Source organism: Anaerocolumna sp. (assembly GCF_032079385.1).
GTDB lineage: Bacteria > Bacillota > Clostridia > Lachnospirales > Lachnospiraceae > Anaerocolumna.
On record NZ_DAMAUC010000035.1, the window covers coordinates 1 to 22825 of the forward strand.

Genomic DNA, 22825 nt, shown 5'->3' on the forward strand with positions numbered 1-22825 from the left:
AGATGAGGGAAATGCAGAAAAGAGGAATTTATTATGCATATTTTTTATGGACTCATGGCGCTGCAATGAGGTTCTATGAACGTCATGGAATGAGTGTTTATAGAACCTATCAACTTTACCGAAAGAATATATAGGAGGAATAGGGAATGGCAAAATACAATAGAATAGTATCCATTGGTGCACATCCATTAGATGCGGAACTTATGGGTGGACCAATGCTTATAAAATATGCGGAACAGGGTGCTGCCTGTACCTTCGTACATGTGACTAAGGGACGTCTTACGGATGTATCTGCAACGGATGAAGAGAAAAAGGCATATGAGGATGCATTAGACCATGAGATTAGAAAAGCGGCTGCTGCCATGGGATGCGATAGCTTTAGCATGAACTATATATCAGCAGAATTACCGGTTGTAGAAGAATTTACAAAAATAATATTGGAATATCTGAGACGAGAAAAAGTAGACTGTGTAATAACACATGCACGTGGAACATTGCATCCAAGACATTATTATACTTATGAGGCAGTAACACAGGCGGTGAGGATGCTTCGTGATGAAGGAAGTCCAATACAACTCTATTATGGAGAGAATTGCGAAGACCTGATTGGATTTATTCCCACTGTATATGTCAGGATGAGTGAAGAAAGTATGAAAACCTGGTTTGATGGGTTACAGAACTACAAAATCTTTAAAGGCAAGGTGAATGATGTTCCATATTATGATTATTATCATTCTATGGGAACCGTAAGAGCCATTGAGGCAGGAAGCCATGGTTTTGTAAAAGCTTATATGCATGGGGCTTTAATTGATAATGAATAGAACAAGATTTGTGAAACAATTTGCTTAATAAATAATGTGCTTGCACCCAAGTTCGCAGGCATTAAAGGTGAAGGAGGATTATTATGAAAAAAATTGTTTTAATATGTGTAGCGGGAATGTCAACGAGTTTGTTAGTATCACATATGAGGGATGCTGCAAAAGCCGATAATTATGAATGCGAAATAAATGCATATCCGATAGCAGATGCGCCAGGTGTAATTCCGAAAGCGGACATTGTTTTATTAGGGCCACAGGTCAAATATATGATGAATAAGCTGAAAAAAGAGTACCCTGATAAAATAATTGAAGCAATAGACATGCGGGTTTATGGAATGATTGATGGTAAAGGTGCATTGGTACAGGCTAGACGGTGTATGGAGGAATAGAAGATGGAAAATTTAGAAACTATGCTGTTTCAGATTATTACTTATGTAGGAAGTGCCAGAAGCAGCTATATAGAAGCAATTGAACAGGCCAGATATGGAGATTTTGATAAAGCAAAAGAATTAGTAGAATTCGGAAGAGAGCAATTTAAAGAAGGGCATCATACTCACTTGGAATTGATACAAAAATCTGCATCCGGTGAGTTAGATATTCAAAATTGTCAAATGCTCCTGATGCATGCGGAAGATCAATTGATGAGTGCTGAAGCATTTGGAATTTTGGCGGAGGAATTCATAGAAATGTATAAAATCTTGAAGGAAAAAGGCATAATCGGAAAGGCATAAAATGATAAACTTAGCTACTTATACAACAGAAAAAAGAAACAGGGATACCATGAACCTGGATAATATGAGCTCCGTAGAAATTGCCATGGCTGCAAATAGAGAGGATGAAAATGTGGTAAAAGCTGTTCGAAGCGTTATACCACAGATTGCAGATACTATTGACATGGCGGCAAAAGCTCTGGAGCAACAAGGGCGATTAATTTATATTGGAGCCGGAACATCAGGACGCCTGGGCGTATTGGATGCCAGTGAATGTCCACCAACCTTTGGAGTATCGGAAGAATTGGTAACCGGTATTATAGCAGGAGGAAGAGAAGCACTTTTTCATGCGGTAGAAGGAGCAGAAGACAGTAAAATACTTGCAGAACAGGAATTGAAAAAGCTGGAGTTAACAGAAAGGGATATGGTAATTGGATTATCTGCAAGCGGCAGAACCCCCTATGTCTTATATGGTTTAAAATATGCATCAAGCATAGGATGTAAAACAGCCGCTATAGCATGCAATAAGGATTCCGTAATAGGAAAAGAAGCAGATGTATCCATAGAGCCTGTTACTGGTCCGGAGATACTGACCGGTTCTACAAGATTAAAAGCAGGAACGGCGCAAAAGATGATTCTAAACATGATTTCTACCGGAAGCATGGTTAAAATTGGGAAGGTGTATGAAAATTTAATGGTGGATCTTCAAAATACCAATGAGAAATTAACCGTCAGGACAGAAGACATTGTAATGAGTGCAACATCAACCGACAGAGAAACTGCCAGAGGATTATTAAAAGAAGCAGGTGGAAGTGCAAAATTAGCAATAACCATGTTTATGTTGGATAAGCCTGCCAATGAAGCAAGAGAGATATTAGAATCAACCCAAGGAAGTGTCCGTAAGGCAATAAAGGAGAAGAAAGAGTGAAGATAGGAATTTCCATCTATTTAGGAACAAATCTGGATAAGAATGTAGAAATTTTAAAAAAAGCAAAAGCCGCGAAAGTTTCTTATGCGTTTACATCTTTGCAAATTCCGGAAGAAAATGTTGATGATTACGAAAAAGAGACAAAAAAGCTTTTGGAAAAGTGTAAAGAGTATGGAATACAACTGATTGCGGATGCCAGTCCGGAGACGGTAAAAAAACTGTCTTGTAATACAATAGAAGATCTGGAAACTTGGGGAATTACATCAATAAGACTGGATTATGGATATTCGCCGGAAGAAATAGTAAAGCTGTCAGAGACATTTCAAATTGTATTGAACGCTTCCACAATTACAGCAAAAGATATACAAGATTGGAAGACAGCCAAAGCAGATTTATCAAGATTCATAGCCTGCCATAATTATTATCCCAAGGAGTATACGGGACTTTCCATTGAAAGAGTACATGAAATAAATGAAAATTTAAGAATGGAAGGCTTACAAACGATGGGATTTGTACCGGGGAATATGACAATGCGGGGACCGTTGTTTGCGGGATTACCTACCGTGGAGACACATCGTTTTAATAAGAATGATGTTACATTAAATATATTGGAAATGTATTTTGACGCAAAGTGTGATCTGGTTATGGTGGGAGACGTTGATGTATCAGAGGAAGCATGGAAGGATATAGAGATGCTAAATCAGGATATGATGGAAATAAAGGCAGAGATAGATAAGAAATATCATTTCATTACCGGCATGGTTCATCACGACCGTATTGACTCCAGCAGTTTCCTTTTTCGCTCTGTTGAATCACGTAGGTTAAAAAATGAAATTAAACCGGAAAATTGTATAGAACGAAAGAAGGGCAGCATTTGTATCTCCAATAGCAAATATTTAAGATATGAAGGTGAAATGGAAATAGCAAGGCGTGATCTACCTCAGGATGATAGAGTAAATGTAATAGGTCATGTGGATTTGGCATATTTAAAGTACCTTCCATATATTAAGAATGGAATGGGGATCAAATTAAAAACTGAATAAAAGAATGAAACAATTTTGGGCTGAAAATGGCTGGTTTTTAAGCGTTTTTTGGCCCTATTTTTATACTGTTTTATACCGATCACTATATCTGTGAAAATACTCATCGGAGTATCTGGGTTTTAAAGGATATCCGAACTTTTACAGATGAGCATCAATTCTTTACCATTTAGGGGAAAAAGACGGTGTGACGTTACGTATCTATACTGGGCAGGTCACACCAGCAGTAGAAAAGAAAAACATTAACAATGCAGAAAAGAAGAATGACATAAAATAGTAAAATTTAGTAGAAGTATTGAAGTTAAATAGGTATAATAATGAAGAGGGGAAAGAATATTCTATACCTAACTATATCTGCTAATTTACTTCTGGGGAAGCACATCGAACATTATGGCTAATACAAAGCATATAACAGGACAAAAATTGGTATCCTCGCGCAAAAAAATATTAATGAATAGAATTCTTTATATCATATTAAAGAAGGTTGTTGATATAGGGGGAGTAGGTGATAGTGATTGAAAAACATTAGAATTGCCATTATTGATAATGGTGTAAATGAATCTCTTTTGAAAAATCCATTGGAACATAAGATATTAGTGACGAATGAAGGAGAATGTATCTTTGATAATGATAACATGTCGCAGGTAAGCTTTATGCATGGGACTATCTGTGCAATGATTATTGAAAATTATTTTCCCGAATGTATTTTAAGCAGTGTAAAAGTCTTAAATGAAAATGGGAAGGGCTTACTATCCAAGCTGCATCCGGCAATGGAGTGGTGCCTGCAGCATCAAATTCAAATTATAAATTTAAGTCTTGGGTCAACGTACTTTGAAGACAAAGAGCCGATACAAAAGCTAATCAATCAGTACGCAATGCAAGGGTTACTTGTCATTGCAGCGAATTCAAACAGTGAATATGTTTCTTATCCAGCCTCTCTTTCTAATGTAATAGGAGTGGCAACAGATAGCAGGAAATACAACAGGTTTACCTACAAGGAGAATCTTGGAATTAATGTACTGGCACCAGTAAAACAGGAACTTATGATTCAAGACGAAAAAATTATTATACAGCAAAGCAATAGCTATGCTGCGCCATACATTACGGCACTAATAGGCAAAATATGTACCAATATATCATCTATTAATATACATGAAGTCATAAAGAATCTACAACCTATTGCAAAGAACTATGGAATATTTTTTCTCCCACAATATTATGAGCCGGACTGGATTCATACAGCCTTAGTCAAAACTTCAAAGCTTAAAAGTAAGGCGAAATATTATTTTAACACAGTGGAAGGAATGACAGAAGAAAAAATGCATCTAATTGATACTGTTATCATTGATGATTTATCTCAAATAAAGGAAGAAAATTTCTACAATAAGAATATTGTTTATTTGGGTAACGAGAAAGTGAAAGAACCAATTAGGGACAGATTTTTCTGGAGTTCCCAAAATAGAATGAAGCATATTCTGGATAGTAGACGTAATGAAAAAGTAATGGAACTTAATATCCCAACTATTTTATGCGAATGGGACGGATACATGGACGAGATGTATTTTCTTTCCGAATTAAAAAGAAGTTTTTACCAGGATGGCTACCATGTATATACAGTTAGTTTTCATGTGGAAAGCGTATTGTATGGCTTGGAGTATATACCAGAAGACGCATTGAAAAAAGAATATGAATCCGCTCTCGATTATTTTATTTACCGGCAGACTTATTGTAAGCAGAACGCCGCATTGCTGCTCGGTATATCTCCAGATATCATGCCGCAATCAGAGCGATTACAGGAAAAGGCTGATCTAAGGGTTGTATTTGAAAAGCAGGAATACAATTATCAGGTTTTATTTTTCTACGAAAATATTATCAAAGAGCGAGTCCTGCTTGAAGAAGTAGGTTTTGAATCTATACAAATAATTTTTCAGAAGATTAAAGAAATACTAGGGGGAAATATAAATGAGTAATAAAGATGCAGTTAAAAAATTGGTTAGTCTTTTGGCAGAATATAAAAGAATAATTTGTTTTATTTTCGGCTGCCTAATTATCTCTACTGGGCTTAATCTATGTATCCCTTTGCTAAGCAGGAGTATCATGGATTATGGATTTATTGGAGGGGATAAAGAATTATTAATTAAGTTGATTATGATATCAGCTATTCTACCTATCGTTAATGCGGCAATTGATTTACTAAAAGAGAAAAAAAGGACAGATATTTCGGCTAAACTAGAATACTCCCTATCAGAGAGAGCCTTTCAGCATTTAATAAAGGTAAAAGCAAATTATTTTACGGGGAAAAACTATACAGAAATTTTCAACAATTTAAATACGGATATTGCATATATGGTATCCATTACCGATGGGGCGGCTTTTTTTATTGTTACCCAGGTTTTTAGCATCACTGGAGGTATCATTGGTCTTTTTATTATCAACTATAAGATGACTCTACTTGTGCTCATTTATATCCCATGTAAATATTTATTCATGAAATATCTTGCACGGAGGAGAAAGTTGTATGCAGATCAATATATTGAGGATGCTCAGGAGTACGCAAAGTGGTTTGGGGATACTGTGGGCGGTGTCCATGAAATAAAGCTGTTTAATATTGCAGATGCGAAAAAGCAGGAATTTGAAAACAAACAAAAGAAAGTCGTTTTGCAAAGGAAAAAGATAAATCTGCTTGGGGTATGGAATGCTTCAATGGATACCCTTATGATTCAGCTTCTGATTATGGTATTGTATATCATGGGAGCTAATTTAGTATTTGATTTTAAGCTGTCCGTGGGAAGTGTTTTTGCTTTTATTACCTATAGCACTTATGTAACCGCACCCATTTCAGGAATATTAAATATTGGATATATGCTATCTGGTATTATTCCTTCCACAAAACGGTTCTATGAATTCATGGATTTGGAGGAAGAAGAGGAGAGAGGGAATGCTTTGATCCATCCTGTATTCGGAACAATGGAACTGCGGGGTGTCAGTTTTTCTTATGTACGTAATAAGCCAATCCTGGAAAATATGTGCATAAGATTTGAGAAAGGGAGTAAGACCGCATTAATCGGTAAAAATGGGACAGGAAAATCCACAATAATCGGATTGATTACACGGATGTATGAGCCTGACCAGGGGGAAATTTTATTAGATGGGGAAGATGTTCTATCTTTTGCGTTATCCGAATATCGGGAAATGATATCGGTAGTTAGCCAGCAAGTATATTTATTTGATAATACAATCCGTAATAATATTTGTCTGTATAAAAAGAAAAGCGAAGAAGAAATAATGCAGGCTGTGATTGACAGCGGATTAAAAGATTTCATAGATGAAGTATCTTTAGACTATTCGGTAGGACAAAATGGTTCCCTGTTGTCAGGAGGACAAAAGCAAAAGATTGCGATGGCACGTGCGCTGTTACATGATAAGTCAATTATCATTTTTGATGAAGCAACATCCAATACGGATGTGTATTCTGAAATGCAGATTAATAATCTGCTTCATAGCAGGCTAAAGGAAAAAACGGTTATTGTGGTCACACATAAGCAGGAAGTATTAAAAGAAGTGGATCAGATTATCTTGATAGGTCCGGAAGGACTTGTAAGTGGAAGCTATAAGGAGTTATATAATGGTAATCAAGATTTTTCCGCGATGGTAGATTTGTTAGGCAGATCATAACTAATACATTACCTCGCATTGATGCGGGGCAATGTATTAGTACATTTCATTCATTGCCTTCCTCATCTGTGGTCATCTTTAGAACCCTTTGGTCTTCCGGTAAACGAAAACTCATTTCTGTTGCGACCCCTTATATCAATGAGTAAAAGACGGTTTCAGATTTCTCAATTATATATTATAATTCGTGACATATTTACTTGGAACATACACAAATCGCATCTGCTAGATGATTAATGGTTATATTGGGAAGTTCATCCATGAACCGGTCATCTATGGTAATGGCAAATTTTTTTTCTAATTCCAAAAGTAGATAAACCATATTTACTGGAGAAATATTGATGTCAGTGCTGAATAAATTAACATCTCCATCAGAAACGGTTATCTGTAATAAATTATATAGTATTCTTTTTAATTCTTCTATAACTAATTCTTTATTCATCTAATCGGTACCTCCCCTGTCAGCTTGTTATAATAACGTCTTTATTTTGTGTAAGTTTACACAGGATATCACGATATACAGCATCCACACCGGCTAAATCATAGGTATGGAAGAACATGCAATCATAGTCCTTAAGACTAGAACCGATGGAATTAAGCAATATATCCCGATCCACGGATACATAATGGAGAGGGTCTGTGTAATTAATTTCCTTAACAAACATGGTTTCATTTGTCATGTTTATATGATTTATTTCTGCATTTAACGCATACCTGCAAAAGGCCCTTAGTCGGTCAAGATATTCTTTGTCATAGTTACTATAATAAAGGCTTAATATACTAATATCTGCCTGAGCTGATTTTGCAATAATTGTTGGAGTGACTCCAAAGTGATTTGTAATTCGGTGATTGTATGGAAGGATTGCTTCCTCAACTTCCAACAAGATAATATCGGGTTGAATATCTTCTACAATAGAATTAAGAAAATGATTGAAACTCACAATTTTATCTTCGTAAGGCATATGGGGGTCATAGATATAGTCTGGCACCATATGAACGTTGAATAATGCCCCAAGTGTATTGGAACTGACTTTACTCACCCGATATCCTTCTTTTTCAAATCGTTCTGCCATCAATAGCTGGGTGTCAAAACCATGACAAAATTCTCCGACCTGAAAGAGTGATATAATTGGAACGTTGATTTCTTGTATAGTATTTATCTCATTATATGAAACCCTTTGCTGGTCAGGATTACTTCCAAGTATTTTGACACCTGTAGGGATACTTCTTTGAGCATTAATGAAGTCCTTGGCCAATTCTTTTGTAATCCATACCTCTTTACCACAGTTACTAGCCTCTTGAATTTTTTCTTCGTAGTAGTTCATATCCATAAGAAAAGTACTGGCAGAAAATAAAATACAGTCACATTGTTCAAGTCCTTCTCGAAACGAGGAAGTGATTGTGATACCGACAAATTCTCCACCATCTATGTAGGAAACATCTTTACCATCATAGCCGTAGTTTTTAGGGGATACGGCCGCTGTTAATACGTAACCTTTCAACAATCGAGCGTACCTGGCAATAGCACTAACCCGCTTATTAAAAGGATATATCATCAAATTTTTATCCATATTCATTTTTCCTCATATGCTGATTCTTCAAAGTTATAGTTAAATTCTTTGAGCATTGTTATCAACTTCATATCTGTTAATGCTGAATATTTGATATTGTTACAATTGGCGAGCTTCTTCTCTCTCGACAGTTCCGTATTACCGTCGGCACTAGAACAGCAGGCCTTACAGAAATTAAAGGCAAAGCAGTTTATGCATTCCTGCTCCGTAATGGCTCCCACATTAAGTAGATATTTTGCTTTCGCAATATCAATTCCCGAATCTATATGACCGATTCTCATAATTTCTGATGATTCACTGACCCGCTCGCAGGGGTAAAAGTTACCGTCCACATCCATGAAAAGGCGGGAAACACCAGGTAGGCATGGGCCTCCGGGATGCATTTCTTTTTCTTTTATTTCATGGGGTTCCAATGTTTTATATATACTATTCACTTGCCCTATACTTGACTTATATAGCTTTGACACATGACGCTGTGAGATTTTTCCTATCATAAATAGATATGCTTTACATGTTTCAAAGTCATTGATTATTTTAAAGCTATCATCATACAGTATAGAATCTTTGGAATTATGTTCACTTAACGTAGTCATGTTTACAACGAGTTGTTCCAAGACTTCGTCTGCATTAAAAAAATCATTACTACAAGATAAATCATTATTGGTACTGATAACAGAATTAATTGTTAATTTGGAAAAGAATGTGGGATATTTCTGCTGTATATGTCTGAGCTTTTTCATAATAACATCGAAAGATCCTTCCCCATTAGGAAACACCCGGTTGGCATTATGGTATTCTTTAGCACCATCAAGGCTTATAAGAATTTGAAAATTTTTCTTTATAAAGAATTCGACATTATCATCAGTCAGTAAAGTTCCATTTGTCGTCAAAGTAAGGACAACCTCCCGGCCTTCCTTTATTTCCTCTATGTATTCTACAGCATCCTTAAGTAAAGGCATTTCCAATAATGGCTCACCGCCGTAAAAACCGATTGCAATCTGTTTTGAATTTTGTGAATGGGCGAATAGAAAGTCAATTCCTTTCCGGATTGTTTCAATGGAGATTATTTTATTGGAATACTTTCGATTATCATACCCACCCATATAAGGGCAATAACTGCATCGCAGATTACAATTCTGTGTTAGCTGTAAAGTGAGTTGCTCTATATTATTATGAAGGTAATGCTTAAGGTAATCCGTACTAAGATGTCTAATCCGCTCAATACCATTATCTTCCATATAACCTTTTTTCTTAAATTGTATAATTGTTTGCTTATCATTTTTGTTCAGTAGATCAAACTCATTTCTTTCAATGTTGATAATAGAATTCGTACTTCTGTCATAAACATAGAATCCGCTTAGTGTCGAAAAAGTTTTATAAATAGGGTTCATTTGATTTCCTCCTGCTATGTATTATAGGGGATAAGGATACTTATATGATCAAATATCCTTATCCCCAAGTTATGTTACACTAGGCGCTTTCATCTACCTGATAGCAGATTACCATTCTCTAACAGTAGAACCTATTGTATTTACCTGCATTCCTGCACTGCTTCCGCCGTAGCAGCTTTTATCGCACTGGCAGTAAGTAGTACATGCATATGAAGTGAGACCGCTTTTTGAAACATTGTTGTTTTTGTTTAATTTTTTCGGATTATTCATTTTAGTATCCCCTTTCGATTGAGTTATTTTTGTGGTGATTGTAAAAATATACATTCATTACGAAGATTGAATTTTCAAGTTTGAGCAGCAAGACTAATCTTCATTTACAATCACAGCTTCTATTTTTACAACAAATTCAACTGCGCGCTTTCGTCTTTGAACTGTTGAAAAATACATATTAAAGAATTATTGATATCAGACAATTTGTTTGAATGATATTAAATTGAACTAGTGTTAATGCCTTGATGCAGCTGAGTTTCCCATTTGCCCCAGCATGATTACAATCATATTTGAAATTTATATACTGCCTCCACCAGTTGTTTTGCATTCTCATTTAAATTACCTGCTGAATTATTCAAAGTTTCCACGGAGGATAACTGTAAATTAGAGTTTTGATTAACCGTATTTGTGGAGGCTGCAATTTCTTCCATTACTGCCGATATATTTGATATCGCTTCCGTAGTGCTGACTCTTGCATCTTCCATATTGCCTACATTATCAGCAATATGATTTAAATAAGTCATTAAATCCTCTACACTATCTGAGATATTATGAAATGATTTCATTGTATTTTTTACAGCTCCATCCTGTAATTTTAGTGCTTTTTCTGCTTCTAAAGTAATTTGTACCGCATTTTTCGTATCATCTTGTATACTGCTTATGATATCCTTAATATCATTCACCGATTTCTGGGATTGTTCTGCCAGCTTCCTTATCTCATTAGCGACTACTGAAAAGCCCCTTCCATAGTTTCCTGCACGAGCCGCCTCAATGGAAGCGTTTAAAGATAGCAGATTCGTTTGGTCTGCAATCTCATTAATTACATTCACAATATTGTTTATGGTAGAGGATTTCTCTGCTAATTTTTCAATTTTATTAATGATATCTGTAGTAATTTCAATGGTAGTCTTAGTTTGTTGATTTAGGTGCTCTGTTACAACGGCCCCGTCCTTTGTATTATGTATCGTTTTATCTGCAATCTCTGCAATTTCCCTGGTATTATTACTTACCAAGGCAATCCTTTGAGATAATTGATCCATCTGGGTTAAGCATTGCTCTGCTTCCTTTGCCTGCTGGGAGATGCCCTGTTCAATTTCAAGAATGGCAGATGTAATATCCTCTGTAGATTTAAAAAACATTCCTGAGGTTTTTGTCACATCAATGGAGGAGTTTGATACCTCACCGCTTAATTCCTTCGCCTGCATAATTAAAGATTTCATATTCAGGAAGGTATTCTGAATTTCACTAATCAAAAGATGAAACTCATCCCTGCTCCTGGAATGAAAAGAAACTGTAAGATCACCTTTTGCTGCTTTTTTAAGTCCGACGATAATCTCTTTAATGGTTTTATCAATACCCATTGATATCCCAAAGCAGGTTAAAACTGCTATTAAACATGCAATGAACACAATCACATAGGTAATTAATTTGATATTGTCTGCCTGGCTGGTAATTGTTTTTTTCGGTATTAGTGAACAGATAACGATGTCGGTATTCCCTATCTTGGAATACATGAACAGATAATCCTGTCCGTGATAATCAACGTATTCTGCCCCTGTGTCCTCCTTAGCAGTTACTGCAGCCTGATAGAAGGCTTCTCCATAGAATAAAGAATCTTCATTATCGTTTAATGTAATTTCTCTTCCATCTTCGGTAACAACTCCAACAAAGCCGGTCTTGTCTATTTTAAGATTCTCGAGAATCCTATCTACGGTATCTTTACTGATATCAATCACCATTAGTGCCTCTGCAGATGTAAAATTACGTACATAACGCATTGAATAGGGGCTATCGGAGGTTCCAAGGTTACTGTCCAGATATTCATTCTCCCCAATCCATGCATGTTTCGTTTTATTCGTCTTAAGATAAGTGCCAAGATCAGTTTTAATAAAGCCCCCATATAGATTGCCTTGAAGATCAGATACCGTTGCGATGGATGGGACTAGATCCGATAGGATATAAATATTCCCGATAAATTCATCCGTTTTCTTTTTCGTTTTTAGTTGATTAAAAATTCTGTCTTCTCTATTCCTATATTCTAATGCATCACTACTATATAGATTCAAAAAATGTTTTGTAATGGTATCGTCTCTCATATATTGGACCGCTGTATTTTCTGCTGCCTCCAAGCCAAAACGCAGATATTCACTGGCCATATCAATGGATTGAAGGGTTGCAGTTTCATAATTACGGACAATACTGTCAGCCGCCACTCGAAAGGAAACGATGCCTAATAATATGATGAATGCGATGGGCACCAGAAAAGAAGCAATTAATTTAAAACGTATGGAAAAGAAATAGGTTCCAATTTTACTGATTCGGTTCTCGCTTTTTCTATCATCCCCATCACAATCTTTATCCGATGGATCTATGTACTTAGAATTTTTTAGCACCTTACGCATTCTTTACCCTCCCGTTTATCTTTAGATTCCTAAACAAAAACGTGCCGTATATTAAAATTCTAGTTAATATACGACACGTCTTTTTTATATTATATCATGGTCATTATTTATTTTTAGCGAGCCATGCATCTAATTGTACATTAGCTTCATTTACTACTTGATCAATACCATTGTCTTTTAGTTTCTGTATAAATTCAGGTAATTTTGTAGCAGGATCAATGGCACCGGTATTAAGTGCAAGAGCGTATTCTCCACCTACGTTTGCTAATGCAGCCATTTGCGTCTCAATATTTCCTGGATCGAAAACATATCCATTAATTGGGATTGCAACTGATGATGCATAATATTCTTTAAAAGTATCATAGAAATTAAGTCCCTGACCTTCCTGTGGTGGAAGAATTGTAACGTTACCTAGGCCATTGGTCCAAGGTGCATAGGTGCCACGAGCATCTTGGTTAAATACAACTTCACCATTTGCCATGTCATAATGAGTACCTTCTATACCAAAGTTTAATAAAGTCATAAGTTCTGGATCGGTATTTAGTAAGTTAAGGAACATAATTGCTCTTTCAGGATTCTTGCAAGTTGCGGATATAGCCATCATAGCACCTTGAGAAGCTGTGGTATCAATATAAGCAGGTGTGCAAGGAACCATCGCTACTTCAATTCCACGTTTTGAACTTTCCTGGATTTCATATCCAAGAGAATAGCTTTGTGTACCTATGAGATATTTTGCTGCATTCTGAGCTGCAGTACGAGCATCATTTGCCTGGTCTTTAATAGCCATTTGAGGATCAATATATCCAGCTAAATAATATTCACGAGTCTTTTCGATAAATTTCTTATATTCAGGTGTCTCAAACTTACTTAGTATCTTATTGCTATAAACACCTTCTTTTGATACATCTGTAGGATTGATATAGTAAGAAAGCATATTACAGTCTTGGGAGTCACCAGTAACCATAATTGAATTATTTACCATTCTTTCCAGTACCATACCCTCAACTAAAAGTGGATAGAAGTCTTTTCCTTCTCCTTCTTTCACTTTCTTAAGAATTTCTCCAAAACCATAATAATCTGTATTCTTAATATCATCAAGAGTATATCCGTATTTCTCTAACAATGTTACATTCACATCCCAGCAGTTCTGGGTAGCATAATCCTTGTAGACTGGAAATGCATATACACCTTCTCCATCAGATCCAGGAATTTTAGCACTGTTTTTCAAAATATCTGGAAGCTGATTCCATGCATTCGAAGCATATTTTTCAATCAGGTTATTGTCGTCCTTATCTAGACGAAGATAAGCACCATCTTTAGAAAATTTATTGTATTCATTTGAAGTCCAGGAGCATGTGAAATAAATATCCACGTCATCTCCACCACTAATGGAGAGTGTTACATTATCATTGAAGTTACCCCAGGTACCCCAGATTGGCTTCAAGGTTACATTCAATTTCTCCTTCAGGTATGCGTTAGCTTTTTCCAATACAGCCTTATCATCGGAAACACTATTTCCTTCGAGATACCAGGTTAATGTAACTGGTTCTGATATATCAACATTTGCTTCTTCTGTTGGTGCTGGATCCTTTTCATCAGTGCCAGGTGTATCAGTTACGGTTTTGCTTGAAGTTTTTGTGTCTGTTGTTTCTTTGTCTTTTGTTTTGCCACAGCCAGTAAGTAGTACGGTCAGCGTCATGATCGTCAGGACAATTGATAGTACTTTTTTCTTCATTTTATAACCCTCCCTAAAAATATTATATTTATGTAAGCGACTTTTAAATAAGCCGTTCTTACCCTTTTACTGATCCTACTGTAAGACCCGATATGATAAATCTTTGGAAAAATGGATAGGCGAATGCAATCGGAACTACAATCAGCACAGCAAGCGCCATTCGTAAATTTTGCTGCGGTAAGTCATTTACGATTTTTGAAATCTCTGAGCCCAGCAAAGTGGCATTCCTTGTTAAAAAGTCAATATTCTGCTGCGATCTCATTAACAGATACTGCAGAGGATAAAGTTCTTCAGTTCGGATATACAGCATGGCCAGATACCATTCATTCCAGTATGCAAGTGCATTCAATAATGCAATGGTAGCAATTCCAGGCTTTGCAATCGGAACGATTATTTTAAGCAAGGTATTATATTCTCCGCTGCCATCGATTGCAGCAGCTTCAATCAGTTCCGTGGGTACCGAACTTTGAAAGAACGTTCGCATAACAATGATATTAAATGGATTAAATAGCGCAGGTACAATTAACGCTGCATAATTATCGTTTAGGCCCAATATATTCTTACTCACATAATAGGTTGGTACTAAACCTCCTCCGAACAACATGGTAAAGAAACAGAAGAAGGTAAAGAATTTGCGATACTTAAAATCCTTTCGAAATAGTGGATAAGAATATAATACACAAATTGCAACACTTAACACTGTACCTAAAATAGTAATAAAAAAGCTGTTAAAGTAGGAACGCCAAATTCCTTTGTTTGAAGTGAATGCGAATTTATATGCTTCCAGTGACCACTTAAGCGGGGTAAAGGAGTAGCCAATTTCTCGTATACTATCTTCGGAACTAAAGGAAATGATTACAACAAATATAAAAGGAACAACGCAAAGCAAACAAAAAAGGCCAAGTATAATATAAATTACAATCTCAGCAGGCAGGCCAATCGAATTCATTCTTGACTTACGCTTTGCCGAAACTATTTTTACAGTATCAGATTTCATGATTCTCCTCCTCCTAGAACAAACTGCTTTCTTCATCTATTTTGCGTACAATTGAGTTAGCAGTTATAACACAGAAAAAACCAACTACATTCTGCAATAAACTGGCTGCCGTACTCATACCCGGATTTTTAGTAGCCATAAATGCACGATATACATATGTATCCATAACCTGCGTGGTAGGGAACAGAGGCCCGGAGTTTTTAGGTACCGTATAAAACAATCCAAAGTCCGAGTTAATAATACGTCCTACACTCATGATAAGCAGGATGATAATCATAGGTTTTAAATGAGGAATTGTGATATATCGAATCTGCTGCCATTTATTTGCTCCATCAATACTTGCTGCTTCATACTGAGAACTGTCGATACCGGTTATTGCAGCCAGATACAGAACCGTTGAATAGCCGATATTTTTCCAAAGATAAGCAATCGTCAGAATGATGGGCCATGGCTTATTAATGAAATACCATTGGGTTACCTCCATTCCCGCCTGTTTCTGAAAATGAGCAATAAGACCGTATGTCGGATCCAAAAAAGCCATTAAGAAATAACTTGCAACAACCCAGCTTAGAAAGTAAGGAAAGAACATCAAAGTTTGATAGGTTTTTGCTACAAACTTTTTGGTTATTAAGCTTAACATAATCGCGAAAGCTACTGCAATGACAGTTCCAAGCACAATCCATAAAGCATTATAACCAACTGTGTTTCTAATCATTTTCCAGGAGTCCGAGGTGGCAAACAAAAACTCGAAGTTTTTAAGGCCTACCCAGGCACTATGCTTAATATTGTTAAATAGAGTTGGATCCTTGGTGTAAATTGTAAATTTTTGAAATGCAATTACGATACCGAACATCGGTAGGTACCGCAACAGGACAAGCCAAATTGCTCCTGGAGCAAGCATACTTAATAAAATAATAGTTTTTTTTCTTTTCGCGAAACCCTTTGAAGGCGACTTTGCTGACACCATCGAATTAGACATTTTATTTACTCCTCCCTTAAAAGCTCAGCGCCAAATATATGAAAATCACCCAATTAAACTATATTCCGCACTAGTTTTTTTGTTGTTTTTCTATATTCATTTTACTTGTTAATTGGTAAAATGTCATGAAACGAAATTGTTATTTTTTGCATTGTGTTGTTATCTTGCTACAAATTGGTTTAAATTTTCATTGTTTGAGAATAATTTGATTTCAGTTGCATAAATGTAAGTCTAATTTTGATATGACAGTGATTAAGTTCAATAAAAATATCTCCAGCCACATGAACATGGTTGGAGATATTTTTATGCTGCTCTATTTTAATATCTATAATAGGAAGGGAATTATTCTGAAAAAGTCCTTCCGATATTATTTAATATAATAATTACTTGCTAGTACATCCTGTAGTACATTTGTTGGTATAGTAAATTCTACAATACCCATATATCCAGGAGCAACTTCATACTCATTAAAGGAGATTACCAGTTTACCTTCGGAATTAATGTAAAAACTCTGATCTTCTTTAATAGATGTAAAGCTGTCAGCCCTGTCATCATCTAAGAAATAAACCTTATCTTCGTCCCCTTTCGTTTGTTCTTTCATTTGAGATTTAATATTTTCACTAATCAATTCAATGTAGCTGTCATCTTTGAATAAGCTTGGAAGTGTAATTAAAAGTTTATTCTGCTTATCAATATTATTATAATGTACGGTCTCATAACCGGAGGCAGCAATTTCTGTTTTGTGATTAGCAACAACCAATAAGCTGTCTGTATTTGTTTTTACTTCATAGTCTGTGTATAGTGCAAAATACTTTGCATTTAAATTGTCTTCATTGCCGATTTGTTCCATGAACTCCTTATAGAGCTGCTCGTTTTCTTTAACATAATCATCATTTAGAATGTCTTCCAGATCACTATTATCTAATCCATTAATATGTGGAACTTTAATGTCCAGTTCATGGCTGTCGTCCTCATAATGGTATTCACGGAAGGTTACCACCTTAACCAGATCCTTAAGAACAGGAACATTTGACATAGCTTGAGCTGCAACCGGGCTAATATTTATAGTTCCTACAAAAACTGCAGCTGCAGCCGCTACAGATGCTGTACATGTTAAAAATTTTTTCTTTCGTTTCATATTTTTCTCCTTTTTCGTAACGGTTTTTTTAACAAGAAATTCTAACTCATCTGGAATTTGCACATTAAGATAATCATTTTTTAATTCATAAAGTTTTTTCATATTCAACCTCTTTTCTGTTTTACGGGTTAGGGATTTAATAATAATCTGTAATATCGTCCAACTCAATTCGAAGCTTACGTATGGATGTGTAAAACCTTGTTTTAACAGTATTGATATTCTGATCCAATATTTGTGCAATTTCTTCAAAGGTCATATCTTCAAAAAAACGTAATGTTATAATTGTTTTACTCATGGTTGGAAGTTTCTCAAGGGCTTTCTGAAGATCATAATCTTCATATTGGTCGCTTTTGCTTGGGCCTAATACTTCTAAGTCCTCGGCTTCTACATATACCATTCTTTTATTTTTCCGGATAAAATCAAGGGATGTATTTACAACAATACGGTAGAACCAGGACTTTATGGAATTTGGATCATTTAAACTTTTAGACGAGCTCAAAGCCTTACATATTGCGTCCTGCACAATATCAAGAGCATCGTCCTTGTTATGTACATAACTGTAAGCCAATCGATAATAAGCTTCCCTATTCTCTATCAAAAAATTTTCTACAATATTTTGGTTAATCTTTGGTTTCATACTAAATCCCCTTCTTGCGCAATACCGGATGAAATAATTATATCGATTATAAATAAGAACTGCATGCTTTATCTTATTCTAATAATAAGACGGTGTAAACCTAAAAATAGTTTTAGCGAAATTATAAAAAATTATAAAAGTTATCAAATTTTTAAATCTATAGGATATTATTAAGTTCTAAACTTCCTAACTATGAAAGGGGCGAATAGGCGATTTTTCTAATAAATACTTGACTTTTTAATTAGACAATAGCATACTATGGAGTGGAGTAATGGCAATTTTGCCTATAATAAAAGAAAAATATACTTTGTAAGGCTTAAGTGTATTTTAGAGGAGGACCTGTGATACCATTTAATACCATTAGAGAAAAATTGAAAGAGTATGTTCTGATTACAATTGGAGTTATGTTGGTGGTTTTCGGGGTATACTTTTTTAAATTTCCAAACAACTTTTCTATCGGAGGAGTTACCGCACTGGCTATTCTTCTTAGCAGCTTTTTTGGCGAAGGAGTAAGCTCAGGAACAATAGTTTTAATAGTTAATATTTTATTACTTATAGTGGGCTATCTTGTATTAGGAAAGAGTTTTGGAAACAAAACCGCATATGGAAGTCTTTTAATGTCTCTGGCATTAAAGGTACTAGAAGTTCTTGTGCCAATGAATAGACCAATAACGAATGAGCCTGTTTTGGAATTGGCATTTGCTGTTGCACTTCCTGCAGCAGGAGCAGCGATACTTTTTAATATTGGCGCATCCACCGGGGGTACGGATGTTGTAGCCATGTTACTTAAAAAATACACCAATACGGATATAGGACGTTCTCTATTCTATACAGACTTATTATTAACCCTGGCTGCATTTCTTGTTTTCGATGTAAAAACCGGGTTACTTTCTTTACTGGGACTGATATTAAAATCAGCAGTGGTAGATAGTGCAATAGAAAATATGAATTTGCACAAGTATTTTACAGTTATTTGTGAAGACCCTAATCCTATTTGTGAATATATTATAAATGGTTTAAATAGAAGCGCTACCGTGTTTGAAGCACAAGGGGCATTTTCCCATAAGAATAAGAAAATTATTTTAACCGTAATGAGCCGTGCTCAGGCAATTCAATTAAGGAAGTTTGTAAAACAAGCTGAGCCGGAAGCATTTATGCTAATAACCAATACAAGTGAAATAATTGGACGAGGTTTTCGAGGTTAATTTAAGATTTACCGGGGGTTTTAAACCTTTGCAAAACCATCTATTTTCCCGTTATATTTTGACACATATTTTATGTAAGAAATCCATAGAATATGTGTCTTTCTTTATTTTAATTGTCACCATACATAATTAGTTTCATAAAATGGTGATATAAATAAAATAAAGGAGATTTACTAAATGGATTACAGACAACAAAGGTATGGACGTTATAACAATCGTAGAAATATGGGTTCATACCGGAATGCTTCTGATGATTCCTGTGGCTGCGGCGAATTAGGTTCTGAGTTGCGAGAAGAAGTAAAAAAGGATGTTTGCAATGAAGACCTTGCTGATAAATGCTTGGATAGAATGCCATTAGCCATGGCATACGTTCCATTCCAAAAATGGAGAAAGGTATTTGACGCACCTACAGGTCTGGCTCATGGTACTATATTTGAAGAATTAGTACTTCCCTTCTACGGATACAAAGATGGATGTGGAATGAGAGGTGATAGATCATGACAAGAAGCAGAGATCAATTAATGCGCTGTATTACAGAAGTAAGTTTTGCTATTGACGATGTAAAGCTATTCCTTGATACCCATCCCTGTGACAAGGAAGCTTTAGAGTATTATGAAAATTATAGGCAGTTAAGAAAAGAAGCTGTAAAAGAGTATAGAGATTGTTATGGTCCTATCTCTTCTTATGATGTAAAAACTGAGAATGTATGGACCTGGGTTACTGAACCATGGCCATGGGAAGGAGAGTGCTAATTTATGTGGAGTTATGAAAAACGATTACAATACCCTGTAAATATTAAAACGCCAAATGCGAAAGCGGCTAAGTTTATAATCACGCAGTTTGGTGGTCCCGACGGAGAATTAGCAGCTTCTATGAGATATCTTTCCCAAAGATACACCATGCCCTATAGAGAAGTTGCAGGTCTGCTGACAGATATTGGAACGGAAGAACTTGCTCATATGGAAATAGTAAGCACCATCGTTCATCAGTTAACGAGAGACCTTACTATTGAAGAAATTAAAGCCCAAGGTTTTGACACTTACTTTGTAGATCATACCGTAGGATTATGGCCCCAAGCAGCCAGCGGAATGCCTTTTAGCTCTACCTTTTTTCAATCGAAAGGAGATCCTATCACGGATTTACACGAAGATATGGCAGCAGAACAAAAAGCAAGGACTACTTATGACAATATCTTACGTATGGTAAAAGATCCAGATATTGCTGATCCCATTCGATTCCTAAGAGCAAGAGAAATTGTCCATTATCAAAGATTTGGTGAAGGTTTACGTATTGTTCAAGATAAATTAGATTCCAGAAACTTCTATGCATTTAATCCAGCATTTGATAAAGACTTTAGAACAAAATAGTGCTATTATTTATGAAATAGTAGATAACATGGTTTGATACTATTTCGTTTTTTAAGTGATTATAACCTTGGAGGCATAGAACTGGCTTTTTCCAACCAATTCTGTGCCTTTAAGGTTATTTTAAGTTGCTGTCCGTGGGGAAATACTGGGTTACAGAAGCCTGCTATGAAAATGATTTTTTGTTAATGAACAGATATTTACTCATTAAATTCTACAATTACATAATAGCCCCGCTCGGTATGTTTAATTTCTTTTACCACACCGCTTTTGGATTTAATCCTCTGGCTAAAAGGAATACATCCGGACATTGCTACGGCGGGCTCTATAATATAGGAATAATTAGCTGGAGAAGGACGTTCAATAATACGGACTTCGTCCCCTTCTTTAACTAAACCCTGACGTTCCATTTTAAAAGTTACTTCCCGCATTTCTTAGCCTCCTTATAGCTTATTTTCTTTTTGAATCAGGATATAATCTAGTAAGGCTTCACAGCCCTCATAAATATCACGGTAAGTCTGATCGAAGTCTCCGGTATACCAGGGATCGGCTATGTCTCTTGAGTCAGAAGTAAAGTCTAAGAGTTTTCTTACTTTATTTTTCCGGTCAGTGCCTACGATTTTGTCTATGTTTATTATATTTCGCTGATCCATTCCGATTATATAATCGTATTTATCATAATCTTTCCCGGTCAGTTGTATGGCATATTTTCCTTTTGTAGATATGCCGTACTCGTTTAGTTTATTTCGGGTACCGTAATGAACCGGATTACCTATTTCCTCAGTACTGGTGGCAGAGGAAGCTGCATGAAATTGGCTGCCAAGGCTCCTCTTAGTAACTATATCTCGAAATAGAAATTCTGCCATTGGAGAACGGCAGATGTTGCCATGACATACAAACATTACATTTATCATAATTCACCTCCTTGTATCATTGTGCTAATAAAGATATTAACACAATTTTAGGATTTTTGCACAGAAAAATAGCACAAAAAGAGAGCTCTTAAATATCTCATAAAGTACATAAGGATTTAAGAACTCTGTAAATAAAAGCAGTTCAATTTAAACTTGCAGTTTCTTTCTTAATGGTTTAAATTGTTTCGTTCTCTTTAATTGTTTTCTGAATCATTTGAGAAACCGTTTCAGCTATTTCCACTGTTTTCATATCTTTGTAATCTTCATAATATAGTGGCTTCAGATAATGAATCTGAACGGTTAATTTAGCTAATGAATTGGTATCAAAAGCTTTATAGGAGTCAATTATTGCAACCGGAACGATTGGACATCTGGCATTGGCAGCACATTTGAAACTGCCGCCTTTAAATTCCAGAATGTTATTTTTATTACGGGAGCGGGTTCCTTCTGCAAATATTATATAATTGCGTCCTTCTTTCAGCTCCTTGGTTACCTCCATCATAACTTTCATGGATTGGCGTATATCTTCACGAACAATAAATTTTGTACCAAGCATTTTGAATACATATTTAATAAAGAAAAGATTTTCAACTTCTTTTTTTGACACAGTAGAAACCGGTTGCTCATGGGTTTCTAAAATTGCCAATACATCAAATAATCCCTGATGATTTGGATATAATACATATCCGTTTTCTTCCGGAAGGTTCTCGAGCCCATGACACTCTATTTTAATCCGGCCATGGCGGTTTGCAATAGGAGTTACACGATGCAGTAAAGCATATCTCGTTGCCTCATCATATTTTTCCGTATTAGATAATTTGCGTATTTTATACAACCAAGAAGGTAGTTGAAAGATGCTTCTAACTGCCATTAAAATGATTCGTCTCATAGCTGATTCCAGCCTTTCGTATATTATATCATGAACGTAAAGCGCGTTCATGATCTTGGCACTCCACTCGAAAAAAATCAAGCAAGCTTGCATTTTCCTCATTACGTTTTTATTATATCATGAACGTAAAGCGCGTTCATGATCTTGGCACTCCACTCGAAAAAA

At 35.7% G+C, this 22825-nt stretch carries 24 protein-coding genes and 1 pseudogene; 12 read left to right on the top strand and 13 right to left on the bottom strand.

What is annotated here, in order from left to right; all coding sequences use genetic code 11:
• Positions 1-146 precede the first annotated feature (146 nt).
• From RT261_RS19125 to RT261_RS19160, 8 genes and pseudogenes are all read left to right on the top strand, one after another.
• Entirely contained in the window at positions 147-821 is a 675-nt protein-coding gene (locus RT261_RS19125) for a PIG-L deacetylase family protein (protein WP_313134721.1), read from the top strand.
• Positions 822-904: 83 nt separating this feature from the next.
• The gene (locus RT261_RS19130; protein WP_313134722.1) at positions 905-1207 is read left to right on the top strand and encodes a PTS sugar transporter subunit IIB; all 303 of its coding nucleotides are present in this window, start codon (positions 905-907) and stop codon (positions 1205-1207) included.
• 3 nt (positions 1208-1210) lie between these two features.
• Complete coding sequence (locus RT261_RS19135; RefSeq protein ID WP_313134723.1) at positions 1211-1549, top strand: PTS lactose/cellobiose transporter subunit IIA; 339 nt, start codon at positions 1211-1213, stop codon at positions 1547-1549.
• Position 1550: 1 nt separating this feature from the next.
• Complete coding sequence (gene murQ / locus RT261_RS19140) at positions 1551-2456, top strand: N-acetylmuramic acid 6-phosphate etherase (protein ID WP_313134724.1); 906 nt, start codon at positions 1551-1553, stop codon at positions 2454-2456.
• Positions 2453-3499 carry a MupG family TIM beta-alpha barrel fold protein gene (locus RT261_RS19145; RefSeq protein ID WP_313134725.1) on the top strand — a complete coding sequence of 349 codons (1047 nt, stop codon included), beginning with the start codon at positions 2453-2455 and terminating at the stop codon, positions 3497-3499. The genes murQ and RT261_RS19145 overlap by 4 nt, the downstream gene beginning before the upstream one ends.
• Before the next feature lie 53 nt (positions 3500-3552).
• A pseudogene (locus tag RT261_RS21045) lies at positions 3553-3761 on the top strand (type VI secretion protein); the annotation flags it as partial.
• 250 nt (positions 3762-4011) lie between these two features.
• Positions 4012-5466 carry a S8 family serine peptidase gene (locus RT261_RS19155; protein ID WP_313134726.1) on the top strand — a complete coding sequence of 485 codons (1455 nt, stop codon included), beginning with the start codon at positions 4012-4014 and terminating at the stop codon, positions 5464-5466.
• Positions 5459-7171: an ABC transporter ATP-binding protein gene (locus RT261_RS19160; protein WP_313134727.1), complete on the top strand. Its 1713-nt coding sequence runs from the start codon at positions 5459-5461 to the stop codon at positions 7169-7171. The genes RT261_RS19155 and RT261_RS19160 overlap by 8 nt, the downstream gene beginning before the upstream one ends.
• Positions 7172-7364: 193 nt before the next feature.
• Here RT261_RS19160 and RT261_RS19165 read toward each other — a convergent pair whose 3' ends face one another.
• The 10 genes from RT261_RS19165 to RT261_RS19210 form a co-directional block, all read right to left on the bottom strand.
• On the bottom strand, positions 7365-7610 hold the full coding sequence (locus RT261_RS19165) for an acyl carrier protein (RefSeq protein WP_313134728.1): 246 nt from the start codon (positions 7608-7610) through the stop codon (positions 7365-7367).
• A 19-nt stretch (positions 7611-7629) separates the two neighbouring features.
• Positions 7630-8739, bottom strand: a complete 1110-nt coding sequence (locus RT261_RS19170) for a TIGR04066 family peptide maturation system protein (RefSeq protein WP_313134729.1) — start codon at positions 8737-8739, stop codon at positions 7630-7632.
• Between the two features lie 2 nt (positions 8740-8741).
• Positions 8742-10130 carry a Cys-rich peptide radical SAM maturase CcpM gene (ccpM, locus tag RT261_RS19175; RefSeq protein WP_313134730.1) on the bottom strand — a complete coding sequence of 463 codons (1389 nt, stop codon included), beginning with the start codon at positions 10128-10130 and terminating at the stop codon, positions 8742-8744.
• A gap of 108 nt (positions 10131-10238) precedes the next feature.
• The gene (locus RT261_RS19180) at positions 10239-10400 is read right to left on the bottom strand and encodes a hypothetical protein (protein WP_313134731.1); all 162 of its coding nucleotides are present in this window, start codon (positions 10398-10400) and stop codon (positions 10239-10241) included.
• 284 nt (positions 10401-10684) lie between these two features.
• Positions 10685-12802: a methyl-accepting chemotaxis protein gene (locus tag RT261_RS19185; protein ID WP_313134732.1), complete on the bottom strand. Its 2118-nt coding sequence runs from the start codon at positions 12800-12802 to the stop codon at positions 10685-10687.
• A 103-nt stretch (positions 12803-12905) separates the two neighbouring features.
• Complete coding sequence (locus tag RT261_RS19190; protein WP_313134733.1) at positions 12906-14537, bottom strand: ABC transporter substrate-binding protein; 1632 nt, start codon at positions 14535-14537, stop codon at positions 12906-12908.
• 58 nt (positions 14538-14595) lie between these two features.
• Positions 14596-15534, bottom strand: a complete 939-nt coding sequence (locus tag RT261_RS19195; RefSeq protein WP_313134734.1) for a carbohydrate ABC transporter permease — start codon at positions 15532-15534, stop codon at positions 14596-14598.
• A gap of 13 nt (positions 15535-15547) precedes the next feature.
• A complete protein-coding gene (locus RT261_RS19200) occupies positions 15548-16513 on the bottom strand; it encodes an ABC transporter permease (protein WP_313134735.1) in 966 nt (321 codons plus the stop codon).
• A gap of 367 nt (positions 16514-16880) precedes the next feature.
• On the bottom strand, positions 16881-17753 hold the full coding sequence (locus tag RT261_RS19205) for a DUF3298 and DUF4163 domain-containing protein (protein ID WP_313134736.1): 873 nt from the start codon (positions 17751-17753) through the stop codon (positions 16881-16883).
• 34 nt (positions 17754-17787) lie between these two features.
• On the bottom strand, positions 17788-18288 hold the full coding sequence (locus tag RT261_RS19210; protein WP_313134737.1) for an RNA polymerase sigma factor: 501 nt from the start codon (positions 18286-18288) through the stop codon (positions 17788-17790).
• A 341-nt stretch (positions 18289-18629) separates the two neighbouring features.
• Between RT261_RS19210 and RT261_RS19215 the strand changes: the two genes are divergently transcribed.
• The 4 genes from RT261_RS19215 (at position 18630) to RT261_RS19230 (ending at position 20860) form a co-directional block, all read left to right on the top strand.
• Positions 18630-19493 carry a YitT family protein gene (locus RT261_RS19215; RefSeq protein WP_313134739.1) on the top strand — a complete coding sequence of 288 codons (864 nt, stop codon included), beginning with the start codon at positions 18630-18632 and terminating at the stop codon, positions 19491-19493.
• A gap of 177 nt (positions 19494-19670) precedes the next feature.
• The gene (locus tag RT261_RS19220; protein WP_313134740.1) at positions 19671-19994 is read left to right on the top strand and encodes a spore coat associated protein CotJA; all 324 of its coding nucleotides are present in this window, start codon (positions 19671-19673) and stop codon (positions 19992-19994) included.
• Positions 19991-20245, top strand: a complete 255-nt coding sequence (locus tag RT261_RS19225) for a spore coat protein CotJB (protein ID WP_313134741.1) — start codon at positions 19991-19993, stop codon at positions 20243-20245. The genes RT261_RS19220 and RT261_RS19225 overlap by 4 nt, the downstream gene beginning before the upstream one ends.
• A 3-nt stretch (positions 20246-20248) precedes the next feature.
• Positions 20249-20860: a manganese catalase family protein gene (locus RT261_RS19230; protein ID WP_313134742.1), complete on the top strand. Its 612-nt coding sequence runs from the start codon at positions 20249-20251 to the stop codon at positions 20858-20860.
• 197 nt (positions 20861-21057) lie between these two features.
• On the opposite strand, the gene RT261_RS19235 is transcribed toward RT261_RS19230, so the two are convergent.
• The 3 genes from RT261_RS19235 to RT261_RS19245 all read right to left on the bottom strand — a co-directional run bounded on the left by RT261_RS19235 (position 21058) and on the right by RT261_RS19245 (position 22660).
• Complete coding sequence (locus RT261_RS19235) at positions 21058-21288, bottom strand: hypothetical protein (RefSeq protein ID WP_313134743.1); 231 nt, start codon at positions 21286-21288, stop codon at positions 21058-21060.
• A 12-nt stretch (positions 21289-21300) separates the two neighbouring features.
• Positions 21301-21771: a low molecular weight protein-tyrosine-phosphatase gene (locus RT261_RS19240; RefSeq protein ID WP_313134744.1), complete on the bottom strand. Its 471-nt coding sequence runs from the start codon at positions 21769-21771 to the stop codon at positions 21301-21303.
• 175 nt (positions 21772-21946) lie between these two features.
• The gene (locus RT261_RS19245; protein WP_442871783.1) at positions 21947-22660 is read right to left on the bottom strand and encodes a lysophospholipid acyltransferase family protein; all 714 of its coding nucleotides are present in this window, start codon (positions 22658-22660) and stop codon (positions 21947-21949) included.
• Between the last annotated feature and the right edge of the window lie 165 nt (positions 22661-22825).

Excerpts from the sequence above, each read along its gene's own strand:
- RT261_RS19220 (WP_313134740.1), top strand. The coding sequence starts at position 19,671 with ATGGATTACAGACAACAAAGGTATGGACGTTATAACAATCGTAGAAAT.
- RT261_RS19235 (WP_313134743.1), bottom strand. The coding sequence starts at position 21,288 with ATGCGGGAAGTAACTTTTAAAATGGAACGTCAGGGTTTAGTTAAAGAA.
- RT261_RS19210 (WP_313134737.1), bottom strand. The coding sequence starts at position 18,288 with ATGAAACCAAAGATTAACCAAAATATTGTAGAAAATTTTTTGATAGAG.
- RT261_RS19170 (WP_313134729.1), bottom strand. The coding sequence starts at position 8,739 with ATGGATAAAAATTTGATGATATATCCTTTTAATAAGCGGGTTAGTGCT.
- RT261_RS19195 (WP_313134734.1), bottom strand. The coding sequence starts at position 15,534 with ATGAAATCTGATACTGTAAAAATAGTTTCGGCAAAGCGTAAGTCAAGA.
- RT261_RS19245 (WP_442871783.1), bottom strand. The coding sequence starts at position 22,660 with ATGAGACGAATCATTTTAATGGCAGTTAGAAGCATCTTTCAACTACCT.
- RT261_RS19190 (WP_313134733.1), bottom strand. The coding sequence starts at position 14,537 with ATGAAGAAAAAAGTACTATCAATTGTCCTGACGATCATGACGCTGACC.
- RT261_RS19240 (WP_313134744.1), bottom strand. The coding sequence starts at position 21,771 with ATGATAAATGTAATGTTTGTATGTCATGGCAACATCTGCCGTTCTCCA.
- RT261_RS19130 (WP_313134722.1), top strand. The coding sequence starts at position 905 with ATGAAAAAAATTGTTTTAATATGTGTAGCGGGAATGTCAACGAGTTTG.
- RT261_RS19135 (WP_313134723.1), top strand. The coding sequence starts at position 1,211 with ATGGAAAATTTAGAAACTATGCTGTTTCAGATTATTACTTATGTAGGA.
- RT261_RS19225 (WP_313134741.1), top strand. The coding sequence starts at position 19,991 with ATGACAAGAAGCAGAGATCAATTAATGCGCTGTATTACAGAAGTAAGT.
- ccpM (WP_313134730.1), bottom strand. The coding sequence starts at position 10,130 with ATGAACCCTATTTATAAAACTTTTTCGACACTAAGCGGATTCTATGTT.
- RT261_RS19205 (WP_313134736.1), bottom strand. The coding sequence starts at position 17,753 with ATGAAAAAACTTTATGAATTAAAAAATGATTATCTTAATGTGCAAATT.
- RT261_RS19160 (WP_313134727.1), top strand. The coding sequence starts at position 5,459 with ATGAGTAATAAAGATGCAGTTAAAAAATTGGTTAGTCTTTTGGCAGAA.
- RT261_RS19125 (WP_313134721.1), top strand. The coding sequence starts at position 147 with ATGGCAAAATACAATAGAATAGTATCCATTGGTGCACATCCATTAGAT.
- RT261_RS19180 (WP_313134731.1), bottom strand. The coding sequence starts at position 10,400 with ATGAATAATCCGAAAAAATTAAACAAAAACAACAATGTTTCAAAAAGC.
- RT261_RS19200 (WP_313134735.1), bottom strand. The coding sequence starts at position 16,513 with ATGTCTAATTCGATGGTGTCAGCAAAGTCGCCTTCAAAGGGTTTCGCG.
- RT261_RS19230 (WP_313134742.1), top strand. The coding sequence starts at position 20,249 with ATGTGGAGTTATGAAAAACGATTACAATACCCTGTAAATATTAAAACG.
- murQ (WP_313134724.1), top strand. The coding sequence starts at position 1,551 with ATGATAAACTTAGCTACTTATACAACAGAAAAAAGAAACAGGGATACC.
- RT261_RS19185 (WP_313134732.1), bottom strand. The coding sequence starts at position 12,802 with ATGCGTAAGGTGCTAAAAAATTCTAAGTACATAGATCCATCGGATAAA.
- RT261_RS19165 (WP_313134728.1), bottom strand. The coding sequence starts at position 7,610 with ATGAATAAAGAATTAGTTATAGAAGAATTAAAAAGAATACTATATAAT.